Source organism: Sorangium sp. So ce590 (genome assembly GCF_051521365.1).
Taxonomy (GTDB): Bacteria; Myxococcota_A; Polyangia; order Polyangiales; family Polyangiaceae; genus Sorangium.
In genome coordinates this window covers 8,228,687-8,242,899 of record NZ_CP150346.1, presented here as the reverse complement: position 1 = coordinate 8,242,899, position 14,213 = coordinate 8,228,687, and the positions used below count along the sequence as shown (strand labels likewise).

The 14,213-nt window shown below is 70.6% G+C and carries 11 protein-coding genes; 5 read left to right on the top strand and 6 right to left on the bottom strand.

The window, feature by feature from the left end; translation table 11 throughout:
- Positions 1–4: 4 nt before the first annotated feature.
- Positions 5–1,702, bottom strand: coding sequence for a hypothetical protein (locus tag WMF28_RS31065; protein ID WP_437596993.1), 1,698 nt, complete (start codon positions 1,700–1,702; stop codon positions 5–7).
- Positions 1,703–2,123: 421 nt separating this feature from the next.
- Between WMF28_RS31065 and WMF28_RS31060 the strand changes: the two genes are divergently transcribed.
- Genes WMF28_RS31060 through WMF28_RS31050 form a run of 3 tightly spaced genes read left to right on the top strand, consistent with a single transcriptional unit; the run spans position 2,124 to position 3,689 of the window.
- Positions 2,124–2,390 (top strand): DUF4911 domain-containing protein, encoded by a 267-nt coding sequence (locus tag WMF28_RS31060; RefSeq protein WP_437596992.1) that lies wholly within the window; start codon positions 2,124–2,126, stop codon positions 2,388–2,390.
- A 7-nt stretch (positions 2,391–2,397) separates the two neighbouring features.
- The gene (locus WMF28_RS31055) at positions 2,398–3,126 is read left to right on the top strand and encodes a hypothetical protein (protein WP_437596991.1); all 729 of its coding nucleotides are present in this window, start codon (positions 2,398–2,400) and stop codon (positions 3,124–3,126) included.
- A complete protein-coding gene (locus tag WMF28_RS31050; RefSeq protein WP_437596990.1) occupies positions 3,123–3,689 on the top strand; it encodes a TlpA family protein disulfide reductase in 567 nt (188 codons plus the stop codon). The genes WMF28_RS31055 and WMF28_RS31050 overlap by 4 nt, the downstream gene beginning before the upstream one ends.
- 59 nt (positions 3,690–3,748) lie before the next feature.
- On the opposite strand, the gene WMF28_RS31045 is transcribed toward WMF28_RS31050, so the two are convergent.
- From WMF28_RS31045 to WMF28_RS31030, 4 genes are all read right to left on the bottom strand, one after another.
- A complete protein-coding gene (locus WMF28_RS31045; RefSeq protein WP_437596989.1) occupies positions 3,749–4,588 on the bottom strand; it encodes an SHOCT domain-containing protein in 840 nt (279 codons plus the stop codon).
- Positions 4,589–4,690: 102 nt separating this feature from the next.
- Positions 4,691–5,968 (bottom strand): aminotransferase class I/II-fold pyridoxal phosphate-dependent enzyme, encoded by a 1,278-nt coding sequence (locus tag WMF28_RS31040; RefSeq protein ID WP_437596987.1) that lies wholly within the window; start codon positions 5,966–5,968, stop codon positions 4,691–4,693.
- A gap of 98 nt (positions 5,969–6,066) precedes the next feature.
- Complete coding sequence (locus WMF28_RS31035; RefSeq protein WP_437596986.1) at positions 6,067–7,995, bottom strand: 2-hydroxyglutaryl-CoA dehydratase; 1,929 nt, start codon at positions 7,993–7,995, stop codon at positions 6,067–6,069.
- A 74-nt stretch (positions 7,996–8,069) separates the two neighbouring features.
- Positions 8,070–11,678, bottom strand: coding sequence for a BadF/BadG/BcrA/BcrD ATPase family protein (locus WMF28_RS31030; protein WP_437596984.1), 3,609 nt, complete (start codon positions 11,676–11,678; stop codon positions 8,070–8,072).
- 320 nt (positions 11,679–11,998) lie between these two features.
- On the opposite strand from WMF28_RS31030, the gene WMF28_RS31025 reads away from it, so the two are divergent.
- Positions 11,999–12,697 (top strand): TetR/AcrR family transcriptional regulator, encoded by a 699-nt coding sequence (locus WMF28_RS31025; protein ID WP_437596982.1) that lies wholly within the window; start codon positions 11,999–12,001, stop codon positions 12,695–12,697.
- A 12-nt stretch (positions 12,698–12,709) separates the two neighbouring features.
- Here WMF28_RS31025 and WMF28_RS31020 read toward each other — a convergent pair whose 3' ends face one another.
- The gene (locus WMF28_RS31020; protein WP_437596980.1) at positions 12,710–13,477 is read right to left on the bottom strand and encodes a glutamine amidotransferase; all 768 of its coding nucleotides are present in this window, start codon (positions 13,475–13,477) and stop codon (positions 12,710–12,712) included.
- Between the two features lie 78 nt (positions 13,478–13,555).
- Here WMF28_RS31020 and WMF28_RS31015 point away from each other — a divergent pair, with 78 nt between their 5' ends.
- Entirely contained in the window at positions 13,556–14,203 is a 648-nt protein-coding gene (locus WMF28_RS31015) for a YkgJ family cysteine cluster protein (protein ID WP_437596979.1), read from the top strand.
- Positions 14,204–14,213 lie beyond the last annotated feature (10 nt).

The window sequence follows — 14,213 nt, the reverse complement described above, 5'->3', positions numbered from 1 at the left end:
GACGCTAGTGTTTGCGCTGCCGGGTGAGCGCGATGAGCCCTGCCCAGCACGCGATCCAGACCACCTCGCGCGACGGGTCCCACGCGATCGCGGCCGGACCGACGGACGCGGCGTCCTCCTCGGCCGCGCCGTGGAGCGTCGCCCCGATCTCGGCGACCACCGTGGGGGCGGCGTTCGACGGCACGTGGACCAGCTGCGCCCGGCGCTCGCCCTCGCGGGCGACGAGCGCGAGCAGCGGCGAGCCCTTGGGGTCGCCCGCGAAGGCGAGCGCGACGACCGCGCTCAGGCCCTCGATCACGCGGAAGTTCTCACCCCCGTCGCGCGACACGCACAGGAGCCCGGCGCCCGACAGCGCGATCGAGCGCCCGCCCGCCGCCGCCGCGAGCCGGCCGTCGTCGGCCTCCGCCGCGCGCCGCGCCGCCCCGGACAGCGGCACGACAGGCGAGCCCTCGTCGTCGCCGCGGAGCCGCTCGAGCTGCGGGCCCCCGGCCGTGATCGTGAGCGCCACGATCACCCCTTCGCTCGCGCTCATCCGGAGCACGCCGTCCCGCAGCGCGGGCCCGGGCGACAGCGACGGGGCGCCCCGCGACGGCGACGGCGCGGCGTCGCTGCGCGGCGATCCGGGGGGCACGGCGGAGCCGGTCTCCGGCGGGACGGCGATCGCGCCGGTCGCGGGCGACCACAGCGTCTTGCCGGCCAGCACCCAGAGCCGCCCCGGCGTCGTCGCGAGCGTCACCGGCGCCCCGCCCGACCCCCACGCGCCGAGCGGGCTCGCCGTCTTCCCCCGGTCGTCGCTCAGGAGCAGGTTGCCGCGGCGCGTGGCGATGAGGAGCGCGCTGTCCGACAGCACGATCGACGACGCCGACGTATCGACGCCGGCGCGGCGCGCCGACAGCGCTCCCGCGTCGATCACGAGCACGGTCCCGCGATCGCCGCCCGCCCGGTCCGCGCGGCGCGAGCGGCCTGCCGCGCGCGGGGACGGCTCGCTCGCCAGCGCGGGCTCGGCGCCGGCGCCTCCGGCGACGACGTGGCCGCCGGCCACCGCGAGCGTGCTGCACGGGACCGCGGCCCCGGCGCCCTCGACCACGGTCCACGGCAGCGCGTCCCAGACCGGGGCCGGGTCGTCCGCGAGGTCGGGCAGCTCCGCGAGCAGATCCTCGCCCTCGTAGGTGCCGTCCTGATCGGCGTCGAGCGCGGGCAGCTCGCCCTCGTCGACGTCGTCCGACGGATCCTCTCCTGTCCCTTCCGCGCCGCCGTCGTCGCCGTGCCCCTCGCCGTCGTCGAGATCGTCGTGCTCGGCGTCGTCGTGCTCGGCGGCCTCGTCGGACAGCCACGAGCCCGCGTCGGCGTCCGCGATCCCCTCGTGGAGCGCCCCCACGTCGACGCCCTCTTCCGCGGGCTCGTCCTCCCCGCTCGCGCCCTCGTCCACGGCGAGCTCGACGCCTACCTCGAGGTCGCTCGCGTTCGCGTCGTCGAGCCCGTGCTCCGCGTCGTCGAGCGTCTGCAGGAGCTCCTCGAAGCTCTCGTCGCCCGCCGCCTCCTCCTCGTGTCCGAGCGGCGGCAGGTCGATCAGCTTGTTGTCGTGCTCGTCGTGCTCGTCGTGCTCGCGCTCATCCTCGTCGACCGCGGTCTTCGGCTGCGGCGCCGGGCACGTCTCGCGGCGCTGCTCCGTACGCTCGCTGCAGGCTCGTGAAGCTGACATCGGCGGGAGTGTAGCGCCCCTCGCGGCGCTTTCGCCCCTCGCGGCGCTTTCGCCCCTCGCGGCGCCTCCTCCACGCGCACCGTCGCCCCCCAGAGCCCGCCTGCCGCGGCGCGCGGACCGCCACCGCCGCCCGACGCCGGCCCGTGGCCCGCCGCGCCTCGAGCTCCGCTCGTTCGAAGGTGAGCGGCCCGACGATCTCGCGAAGCGTTTCGGTTGGCTCGAGAGCGGCTCGGGGTCCGCGGATCGAGGGACGACCGCGGCCTCTTGACGCGGCGAGGGCCCTGGTCATCCCCGCCCGGTATGCCTGCTGGATCCCTCCGGCGAGCGGTGCTTAGCTCCGCCGTCGATGGGCCGGCGCGACAGCAATTCAAGCCGAGTCGCCCCCGCGTCTCCGGCCGATGGGCACTTTTCGGAGGCGGGCGTGGGGCCGCTCGGGCCCGCTCGCGGCCCGCTCTCGATCGCGGAGGCGAGCGCCGGCATGCTGGTCCAGGATGTCCTGGTCCATCCAGCGGACGTCGTGTTCGTGAAGGGTATCCTCGAGGCGAGCGAGGGCATCGCGCTCCTGTTCGCGGCTCGCGGCGGTGAGATCACCCTCGCGGCGCCGCTCGGTCGGGGCGACGAGTTCGCCGAGCTCCTGCGCGATCTGGAGCAGGACATCGGCGCGCGGCGCCGCGGCGCGCAACGCTGAGGCGGGCATGACGGAGCACCGCGATCCGAGCTCGGTCGATCTCGTCCAGGACGCCTCGCTGGATGTCGCTGCGCACGACGGCGCGGCGCAGGGCCTGCCGGCGTCCTCGGGCGCGCTGCTCGATCCGCGCATCCTCGCCGCCTGGCGGGAGTGGCTGGCCGCGCTCGCGACCGACGCCGAGGCCGCCATCGCCGCGGCGCACGTGTACGGCGAGCTCGGCCCCGAGGCGCGCGAGGCGTGGCTCGACGTGCTCGCCGAGGACGTGCCCAAGCTGCAGGTCCCGACGGTCGCGATCTACGCGCCGCTGCTGTCGGTCGAGAGCGACGCGGCGCGCCGCGAGCGGATCGAGATCGCGATCGCGATGGGGGAGGGGGAGCTCGCCCCGCGTCCGGCCGGGGGCTTCGCGCTGCGCGGCATCGCCGCGGGGGGCGATCGGGTGGTGGCGCTCGTGACGCCGCTCTACCTGCGCTTCGTGCGGGTGCTCTGGTGTCGTTATCTCCCCGAGGACGGCATCACCTGGGCGCGGCACGACCCGATCGTCCGGGCGGAGGAGGCGCCCGGCCCCGGGATGCTGCTCGACGGCGCGCAGATCGAGGTGACGCCGATCAAGCTGGTCATCGAGGAGCTGTGCCATGCGATCCTCGCGCAGCAGCGCAAGGGGGCCGAGCTCCCGCCGTCGCTGCAGCTCTGCGCCGATCTCTTCGACGCGCACCTGGAGGGGGATCCGCTGCCATGAGGTCGCTGGCGCCAGTCTGCTTGCCGCTCGTGCTGCTCGCGAGCGGCTGCGCCGGCGGCGGGGGCGACGCGGTCCGGGAGCCTGCGGCGGCGCCGCAGGTCGCGGCGGCGGCCCCGGCGCGTGGCCAGGCGCGGAGCTTCTCGTACGAGACGCTCGACGGGGGCGAGATCTCCACCGCGTCGCTTGCGGGCAGGTTCAGCGTGATCGCCTTCGTCGCGACCTACGACGTGGCGTCTCAGGTGGAGGCGCGGTTCCTCGCGGGGCTGTTCCGCGATCACACGCCGCGCATCAACGCGGCGCTCCTCGTCCTCGAGGCGCCCGAGAACCGGCCGCTCGTCGAGGCCTTCGTCGCGACGCTCAAGCTCCCGTACCCGGTTGCGCTCGCGGACGCCCCGACGATCGCCGGGGAGGGGCCTTTTGCCGGGCTACACCACGTGCCGAGCGTCGTCATCCTCGACCCCGAGGGGAGGGAGGCGTTCCGACACGTAGGCCTCATCCCCCAGGAAGCGCTCGAGGAGGTCCTCCGCGGGCTGGAGCGCGAGGACGCGCGGTCCGCGAGGTAGGTTCCTTCTCGCCCGCTTCCTTCTCGCCCTCGGCGATCGCGCGTCTCGCGGGCTCGCGTTCAGAGCCTGCTCAGGAGATCCGTCTTCTTCGCAGCAAACTCCTGCTCGGTGAGGATCCCCTTCTGCCGCAGGTCCGCGAGCCGCTCGATGGCAGCGAAGATATCCGCCTCCGGAGCCGACGCGGAGCGGGGCAGGGCGGCGTCGGCCTGCGCCGGAGCGGGCGCCTGCGCGGGGGCAGCGCTCGGCGCCTGCTGCACGGCGAGGTCGCCGGAGATGATCGGCAAGCTCAGCACGCTCACCACGCCGTACTGGCTCGTGAACGTGACCGACGACCCCGACCCTTGCTGCTGCGACACACCGCTGATCTGATGATCGAGCGTGTCATAGACGCTGACTCGCCCGTTGACGTCGACCGCCACGCGGCGCGCTCCGGGGAAATAGGCATACCGGATGTCGTTCTGCGACCCGCTGGAGCTCGGCACGCCGAGCTCCCCGGGCCACCAGCTGCCAGAACCGCCCCCCGACGCCGGAACGAACAGGCTGACCGGCGAGCCCCCGAAGCCGCCATTGCCACCCTGCTGCTGCTGCCCTCCCTGCGCCTGGGACTGATGGCTCGCGGGCGCCGGAGCGAACGGCTGGTTCGCCAGGAGACTCGACAGCTCGGCGCACAGGCCCTCCACCTTGGCCTTGAGAGAGCTGTTGAACATGTCCCCGATCATGGTCATGCCGCCCTGCATCCACTGCCCTCCACCGCCCAGCTCGGGGTGGTAGAACTGCGCCATCGTCCCATGGCCGTTCACGAGCGCCTGCAGGAGCGTCATCACCGCGTCGGTGCTGACGTAATAGCGCTGTGACAGGTCGGAGACTCGCCGCTGACCTTCGGGGGTGAGTTGCTGCATGATGAGGCGCTCCAGGAGGAAGCGGCGAGCCTGGCACGGGGGTCCGCCGCTCGCAACGCGCGCGAGCGGCGAGGCGGATGGCGATGAGGGGGATAAGGGCGATCAGCCAGCGAGCTTGCGCACGCTCGCGAGCTGGACACAGACCGTGACAACGTCCATGGCGACGCGGATCTGATCGAGCGGGGGCATCGACGGCGCGATCCGGATGTTGCGATCGCGAGGATCGCGGCCGTACGGGTACGTCGCCCCGGCGCCGGTGAGCTTCACGCCCGCCTTGCTGGCCAGACGCACGACCTCCTTCGCGCAGCCGTCGAGGGTGTCGAGGCTGGCGAAGTAACCGCCGCGCGGCGAGGTCCAGCTGGCGATGCCCTTGCCGCCGAGCTCGCGCTCGAAAATGCTCGTCACCGCCTCGAACTTGGGCCGCAGGAGCTCGGCGTGGCGCTGCATGTGGCTCAGCAAGCCCTTGTAATCCTTGAAGAACCGCACGTGCCGCAGCTGGTTCACCTTGTCCGGGCCGATGGTCTGGATGGCGAGGTGCTTCTTCGCGTCCGCCACGTTCGCGGGGCTCGACGCCATGGCCGCGATGCCGCTGCCCGCGTACGAGATCTTCGACGTCGAGGCGAAGACGAACGGCCGGTTGGGGTTGCCCGCGGACTGACACGCCGACACGATGTCCGCGAGCCGATCGCCCTCGGCGTAGAGGTGGTGGACCGCGTAGGCGTTGTCCCAGAACAGGCGGAAATCCGCGGCCGCCGTCTTCATGCTGGCGAGCCGGCGGACGACCTCGGGAGCGTACGTGGTGCCGGTCGGGTTGCTGTACTTGGGGACGCACCACATGCCCTTGATGGCCGCGTCCTCGGCGACCAGCCGCTCGACCTGATCCATGTCCGGGCCGGCGTCGTTCAGATCGACCGTGATCATCTCGATGCCGTGGTGCTCGCAGATCGCAAAGTGACGATCGTAGCCGGGGCTCGGGCACAGGAACTTGACCTTCGACTGCTTCGACCAGGCGCCGTTCCCGTCGGGCACGCCGTGGACGAGCGCGCGGACCACCGCGTCGTGCATCATCGTCAGGCTGCTGTTGCCGCCGACGATGACCTGCGCCGAGGGCACCTCGAGCAGCTCGGCGAAGATCGCCTTCATCTCGGGCAGCCCGTCGAGGCCGCCGTAATTGCGCGTATCCGAGCCGTCCGAGGCGACGAGGTCGCTCGCGTCGGGCAGGCCGAGCATGCCGTTCGCGAGGTCGAGCTGCTCGGACGACGGCTTGCCGCGCGTCATGTCGAGCTTGAGGCCCCGGGCTTCAAAGGCAGCATAACGTGCCTCGAGCTCCCGGGTGAGCGAGGCAAGAGCCTCGGGGGACAACGAACGCAGTTCAGTCATGGCGGGCGATATCTAGCAGAATTTCGCCGCCACGTCGCGACCCGAGTGGATCCGGAGGAGCCGAGGCGACCGCCGGGATGAGCCCGGCGGCGTCCACCTCACTCCGCCGCGATGGCCTCCCCGCTGTAGGCCGTGTGGCTCACCTCGGGGTTGTTCTCGAAGTACGCCTTGCCGGCCAGGCGCTTCACGAGCGGCTTGAACCGCTCCGAGGCCTTGCCGCCGACGATGTCGCGGAGGAGCGCGACGTCCTCGCGCGCCCGGGAGAGCGTCTCCGGGTTCGTCAGGAACGCCCTGGCGGCGTTCGCCTTCGCCGGGGCGGACATCACCGCATCGCGGAGCGCCCCCGCCGCCGCCTTGGCCTTCACCACGGCGCGCTCGGCCGCCGACTGCTTGATGAGCGGCGCCACCTCGTAGACAAGGTTGGCGGCCGAGCCGGCAACGCGGTGCGGCGCGTGGTGGAGCGGGCTCGCGTATTTCGGGTTCTTCTCGAGGAACGCGCGCACCTCGGCCTCCGTGACGCCCGTCTCCTCGTAGACGCGGGCGAGCTCCTGCTCGGCCAGGATGCGCGCCTTGAACATGTACATCTGGATGCGGGAGTAGAAGTTCGTCGCGCCGTCGCCGCTCGTCTCGACCGCGCAGAAGATCGTGCCCGGGTAGCGCGACGTGATCAGCGACTGGACGCCGTCGGAGACGCCCGACGAGGGCATGCACCCGAACGGCTTCACGCTCACCGTGACGTGCGCCTTCCCCTTCACGGCGTTCACGATGAGCTTGCCGACCTCCATGTGCCCCTCGCCGCCGCGGAGGTCGTTCGAGTAGTAGTCCTTCGCCACATCCGCCACGAGCTCCATGTCCGGAAGGTGGTAATCGAACAGGCCGAGCGGCAGCGCGAACGCCTGGAAGCCGACGCGGAGCGCCCCCTCGGCGAGGCGCATCGTCGCGAGGCGCTTGGCCACGCCGAACTCGTCCAGGCTGGCGAGGCCGTAATTGCCCTCGTCGGCGCCGCGCAGGTCGCGCCGCTCGCGCGTGTCGCGGGCGCACTCCCAGATGTTGTAGAGGAGCCACGCCGTCGTGAGCTGGATGTCGTTCTCGCCGCCCTCGCTCTCGAGGAACCGCTGAAGGGCGTAGTTGCCGTCGCCCTCGGTCGTCATGGCCCAGAACTCGCCGATGATCGACGTCTTCGCCTTGGGCCGGAGCTTGTCCACCCGGACGCCCTCGAACTCCTTGCGCGCCTCGTAGAGCGCCCGGAAGATGTTCGTCTGCTCGTAGAGGGCCGTGTAGAGGATGCGCTTCGCGCTCTCCATCGCGCGGTTCGTCGCGCCGGCCTCGATCTCGTAAGGCCGGACGCGGTAGCCGAGCGCGTTCAGCGTGTCGCCGCACACGATGGCCTTGATGATCGCGATGAAGAAGGCAGGGTTCATCTCGAGGCCGACGTCATCGCCCGTCGCCTGCGAGAGGCCGCCCGTCTGCTGGAAGAGCATCACCCGGAAGCCGTCGAAGCCGGCGTCGCGGAGCGCCTTCCGGTACTCGGTCACGTACATGCCGAACCGACACGGCCCGCAGGCGCCCGCCGTCAGGAACACGTAGTTCTTGATGATGTCCTCGGTCGACATCCCCTGCTTGTCGCGCAGATCGATGAGGTGCTTCACGAGGCCGCCGACGGTGAAGTACGTCGGGTTGCACTGCCCGCGGTTGCCGAACTCCTTGCCCGTCTGGAGACCGGCGTTGTCGCTCATCCCGAAGTAGGTGACGTTGTAGCCGAGGCCCTTCAGCGCGCCCTCGCACAGGAAGTCCTGCGCGGCGGTGAGGCCGCTGATGAGGAGCGTCACGTTGTCGCGCTCCTTCTTCGTCATCTTCGGCTTGAGCATGCCGTCGACCCACTGCCGCCGCTCGGCCTTGATCCCGAGCCGCTCGCGCTCGGCCTCCTCGAACGCCCGGAGCTCCGCCTCGACGTCGATGTCCGTCTTGCTGGATCTCGTCTCGCCCACCAGAGGAAGGCGCGTCTTCTGCGTGATCGTCTGTTCCATGGCGTGGCTTCCCTTCACTTGGATGCTGGAAGGGGGCCGGCCGCGCCGTCCCCCCCTCGACCTCGGTCGTGTCTTCAGGCTTCCAAGGGGACGACGGTCCCGTCGGACTGCTTCCTCTTGAGCTGCACGAGCCCCGTCTTCGGCGCCTCGGGCGGAGACACCGGCGCGACGTAGCTCCTCACCTTGTCGGCGAGCGCCGCGATCTCCCGCTCGAGCGTGGGATCCGTGATCTTGCGCGCCGCCTGCTGCTCCCGCTTCACCTGGAGCAGCTCGAGGCGCTTCTCGTCGATGCGCTGGACCAGCTGCGCCTTCTTCTTCGCCGCGTCCTCGAGCGCCTCCTCGTGCAGCTTGAGGCTGTGCGCGTAGGTCTTCACGCGGATCTTGATCGAGCCGCCCGGCTTGTTCGCGTCGATGTCGTGCAGCGCGGCGTACGGGGTGGCGCTCGAGGTCACGATGCTGTCGATGATGCCGTACGTCGGCGCGTCATGGCCGCACTTGAAGCTCGAGAGGTCGAGCAGCACGACGTTCGGATGGCGGGCGGCGAACTTGACCGCCCAGACCTTCTGCGCGCTGTTCGCCGAGTAGTTCTCCGGCCAGACGTCGTTGATGTCGAGCGGGTGCTGGCCCGCCGCGATCTCGTCCTTGAAGTACCGCGCGAGGTACTCCATGTCGCGCGGGATCGACCGCACCGAGAGGACCGGATAGCCGAGCACCTGGAACTCCTCCGGGATCCCGTGGTTGAGGCCCGGATCGGAGTGGTACGGCCGCCCGATCATCAGGATGGCGACGCGGTTCTCGGCCTCGACCGTCTCGAGGATCGCCCGCCCCTTGTCCTGCAGGTCGCGCTCGAACTGCGAGAGCGCCCGCATCCCCTCGCGGTGCGCGTGATCGCTCTCGTCCTCGGTGATGCCGAGTCGCGGGCCCCACGTCTCGAACATCCGGCGCGCCGTCAGCGTCATCTCGGAGAACGTGAGCGGCGGATCGAGGTACTCGATCCCGCGCGTCTTGAAGAAGTCGACCTCCTTCGTGAACGCCGCCTTCATGACGTCCGGCACGCCCGCGACGATGGGGCAGCTCGTCTTGTCCATCACGCCCTCGCCGAAGCTCGGCACGTGCGTGAGGATGGGGAAGAAGATGTAATTGAGCTTCTTCTCGTCCGTGTGGTGGTGGAAGAGGAGATTGTGGACGTGGGCCTGCGCCACCTTGGAGGGGAAGCACGGATCGATGGAGCCGTACTTGCCGCCCTCGACCCACATCTCCTCGCTCGTCGCGTCGCTGAAGACGACGTTCTGCTTCGGGACGCCGAGCGCCTCGAAGTAGGACCGGTAATACGGGCCCGTCGAGTAGATGTTGAGGACGCGCGGGATGCCGATGCGGACGCGGCGGAGGCGCTCGCGCGTCTCGGGGCCGCTCCGCCGGAACGGGCGCGTCGTCTCCACGCGGCGGATGCCGAGGAAGCCCTTCTTGACGACAACGTCCTTCACCGGCGCCCCGCCCTCCGGCAGCGGCGCGGTGTCGTAGAAGTGGCGGAAGGCGAGCTTCGACTCGTAGTCGACGAGGTTCGGGAACTGCTTCGCGATCTTCTTCCGCTCGGCGACCAGCGCGAGCATCGCCTGCTCGCTCTCGACCGTGCCCTTCTCGCACGAGAAGCCCGAGATGTAGCGGCTCGTCGACCCGTCAGGGCGCTTCGTGTCGATGAACGTCCGCTTGCACTCGTTCGGGCAGAAGTGACAGACGGTCTCCTCGTCGTTCTTCGTCGTGTACTCGAGGGCGATCGCCGCATCGATGCCGATGAACGTCGACCGGCCCCTGCGCTTCACGACCCGGAGCGTCTCGAACGCGGCGCCGAGCGCGCCGGCCTCGCCGGTGTGCGGGTGGACGAACACCTCGGCGCCGGGGACGCGCTCCTTGATGTAGTCGACCTGCGCCTTGACCGCGGCGAGGTTGTACTGCGTGCCGCCCTGGAGCACGTAGCGCGTGCCGAGCGCCGCGAGCCGCGGGATCTGCACGACGTACTGCCACACGTTCTTCGGCAGCACCTGGGCGAGGCCGGCGAGCAGCTCCTCCTTCGAGAAGCCCTCCTTCTGGAAGTTCACCCGGTCCGTGTCGAGGAAGACGGCGCAGCCGTAGCTGAACTTCGGCGCGAGCTCGGCGCCGAACGCCGTGTCGGCGTACTCGGTCACCTTCAGGCCGAACTGGTCGGCCATCGCCTGGAGCAGCATGCCGTTGCCCGCAGAGCACGAGTTGGAGAGGCGGAAGTTCGCGATATCGCCGTTCTTCATGAACAGGACCTTGATGTCCTGTCCGCCGATATCGCAGATGACGTCGACGTCGCCGAAGAACTTCACCGCGCTCATCATGTGGGCAACGGTCTCGACGATGTTGACGTCGGCCCGCATGCACTCCTGGAGCACGTCGGCCGCGTACCCGGTGCCGCCGAACCCGAGCACCTCGAGCGTCGCGCCCTCGTCGAGCACGTACTGCCGGAGCTGGGCGAGGAGCTCCTTCGCGTCCTGGATCGGGTTGCCCTTCGAGAGCTGGTAGGCCTTGCAGACGATGCCCCCGTCCTCGTCGATGAGCACCGCCTTCGACGAGGTGGAGCCGCCGTCGAGGCCGATGACCCCGCGCACCACCTGGCCGGGGGTGAGCTTCATCGGCGTGAACCGCGGGATGCTGTAGAGCTTGCGGAAGTCCTCGACCTCGTTCCGGGTCTTCACGAGCGGCGGGCCCGCGCTCTCGCCGAGCCGGGCCTTCCTGCCGTTCGTCATGTACTCGATGAGCCCCGCCTTGCCGGCGTAGAGGCCGACCTCGGCGGCCTCCTTGAGCCCGTAGACACAGGCGCCGAACGCCGCGTAGTACTGCGCGTTCTCCGGGACGAAGATCGTCTCCTCGACCGGCTGGTCCTTCGGCCAGGCGTAGCCGCGCTCGTCCCAGGTCTCGGGGATCCGCTTGCGCCAGCACTCCTGGAGGAAGGGGAGGTAGGTGTTGGGGCCGCCGAGCAGGAGGACCTTGTGCTTCAACGTCGAGCCGCGCGTCAGCACCGACAGGTTCTGGAGGACGATCGCGTCGGCGAGCGAGCAGAGGATCTCCGTCGAGGGGATGCCGCTCTTCACGAGATTCACGATGTCCGTCTCGGCGAAGACTCCGCACTTCGCGGCGACGTGGTGGAGCTTCGAGTCGTCGAAGTGGATCTTGACCACATCGCTCGACGGCAGGCCCACCTTGATCATGCACTTGTCGATGGTGGCGCCCGTGCCGGAGGCGCACTTGTCGTTCATCGACGGCGCGGCCGTCTTGTCGCCCGTCTTCGCGTCCCGCTGGAAGATGATGATCTTCGCGTCCTGCCCGCCGAGCTCGATGACGCTGCCCACGTCCGGGTGCAGGTTCTCGACCGCGAGGGTGACCGCGTTGACCTCCTGGACGAACTTGGCGCCGAGGCCGGCGCAGAGGGGCGCCGCGCCGGAGCCCGTCATGAACACCCGCCAGCGCTCCCGGGGCGACGCAGGGAACGACGCCTCGATCACCTCGAGGAGCTCCAGCACCTTCTCCGGCTGCTTCGTCTGGTGCCGCTGGTAGTCGCTCCAGAGAATCTCGAGCGTCTGCGGATCGAGCACGACCGCCTTCACGGTCGTCGAGCCGACATCGATGCCGACCACGACCGGATCCTGGATCTGCCTTCCCATCGGAGCTCCTCCCACCGCCGTCGCCGGTCACCAGCGTCCGACTGACTGGCTGGTCAGTCGTGATGGCTACAACGAGATGCCCCGAAAATCAAAATGATTCGGTGTGTCTCGGTCGGGTTTGGAGAGCGTGGAACGCCGTTTTCCCGGGGATCTGCGTCCAGGGCGCACGATTTCGTCGCTGGGCTCGGCACGGCGTCCCACGCGTGTCGTCCGCCTGCCTCCGATCTTTCCAGGCGCTTTTCGGGCGGCGCGGCCGCGCGACGGCGCAGGGAGACATCGAGCCCCAGAGGACGGGCCGGTGATGGTAAAGCGACCGGCCCATGAACAAGTCCGAGCGTCGCCAAGCCCTCCTCCGCGCGGCGCGCACCGTGTTTTCCGAGAAGGGGTATCACGAGGCGAAGGTCGATGACATCGTCGCGCTCGCGAAGGTCGCGAAGGGGACGTTTTACCTCTACTTCCCGGACAAGCGCTCGGTGTTCGGCGAGCTCGTGGGCGGGCTCTTCTCGCGCCTCGGCGGCGCCATCCTGCGCGTGGATCCGTCGGCGGACGTGGAGGCGCAGATCAAGCACAACATCCGCGCGATCGTGGCCGTCCTGCTCGACGATTCGGCGCTGACGAGCATCCTCCTGTCGCACGCGGCGGGGCTCGACCCGGCGTTCGTCAAGGAGCTGCGCGCCTTCCGGCAGGAGGTGAAGCTCTTGCTGGAGCGGAGCCTCGCGGAGGGGCAGCGGCTCGGCATCATCGAGCCGGGAGACACCGAGCTCTACGCGACGTTCACGATCGGCGCGCTGAAGGAGGTGCTCTTCGAGAACGCCCTCGAGGACCAGGCCCGCCCGCGCGAGCGGATCGTCACGGCGCTCTACGATCTCCTGCGGCGCGGCTACCTCCGGATGGACGCCGCGCCCGGGCAGCCGGCGCAGCGCGGGGAGGGCGAGCGCGGGGCGCCGGCGCCGGAGGACGCCGCGCCCGAGCGGGCGAGCCCGCCGCGCGCCCGCCGCGCCAGGCCGAAGGGGGACTGACCGGCGCGTCAGTCAGGGCCGTGACGACGCCGATCCGGTGGGCGGCGTACGGCCGAGGCGCGGCGCGACGATGTGCGCGATGAAGTTGAGCAGGGTCCGGGTGCCGAGCTGATCCGGCGAGACGCGGGCGAGGAGCGCCGGGACGTCGAGGCCCTCGGCCTGCAAGACATCGCGGCGCCACGCGATGTAGCCGGCGATGACGTCGTGGTCCATCTCGGGGTGGAACTGCACGCCGTAGCAGGTGTTCGTGAAGCGGATGACCTGGTGGTCGTCGAGCTCGGTGAACGCGAGGCTGCGGGCGCCCTCGGGCAGCGCGCCGACCGTGTCGACGTGGGTCGCGTGGGTCTCGAAGCTCGACGGGAGCCCGTCGAAAATGACGTCGTCGGCGCGGCGCTGGACGCGGATCCGGCCGATCTCGCGGCCGCGCGGGTTCCGGATGACCTCGCCGCCGAGGGCCTGGGCGAGGATCTGGTGGCCGAAGCAGATGCCGAACGTGGGGGCGCCGGCGCGGACGACGTCGCGCAGCCACGCCTCGCAGCGGAGCATCCAGGGCTCGCGGTGGGGGACGTTGGCCGAGGAGCCGGTGAGGACGAAGGCGGCGGTCCCGGGGGCGTCGGGCGCGGGGAGGTCGCCCGTGCGGGCGTCGAAGGTGGCGTAGCCGCCGCGCCACGCGGCGCCGATCGTCTGCTCGATCAGGGCCGCGAAGTCGCCGCGCCGCTCGAGGACCGGGGGCACGGGCTCACCGGTCTTGACGATGACGATCTTCTTCGGATGCCCCACCCTTTCAACATAGCAGAGCGGCCGGCGGGCGAGAGCGGGACTTGGCAGCGCGGGGCCGGGGCGCGAAGATGCTCCCCGATGTCCTCCTATGTCGTGCCGCGCCCGGTGTGGCGTCGGTTTCGTCCGCGTTTCCTGCCCCGCGCCGCCGCGCACGTGAGGGCGGGCGGGCACGCGGCCATCGTGCTGCCGGACGAGCGGGTCGATCTCCTCCTCACCGTCGACGCGCAGGGGAAGCTGACCGAGCTCGGGCTGTGGTCGCTCCTGTCGATCGAGCAGCAGCGCTTCCGGCGCGTGAGCGAGGGCCCGGCCCTGGGGCTCGCGACGGCGCGGGTGAAGCGGGAGTACGAGGGCTCGGTCCTCGACTGGTGCGAGCGCGACAGCGTGCACCCCGGGGCGATCCGCGAGGTGGCGCTCGACTGCCTTGCGTGCGGGGCGTGCTGCCACGACGCGCACGTGGTGCTCGACGACGTGGACCTGTCGCGCTTTCGGGACGCCGGGCGGGGCGACCTCACGGCGCGCGCCTACGTGCGGCGGGCGCGCGACGGGAAGATCACGCTGCGCTTCGCGGCGAGCGGGCGGTGCCAGCACCTCGGCGAGGACCTGCGCTGCGCGATCTACGAGCTCAGGCCGGACAACTGCCGCGCGTTCGTGGTGGGGAGCGAAGCGTGCCTGTCGGCGCGCGAGGAGACGCTCGGGCTACGGGACGGGGCGCCCGTGGAGCCGTGAGCGGCGAGAT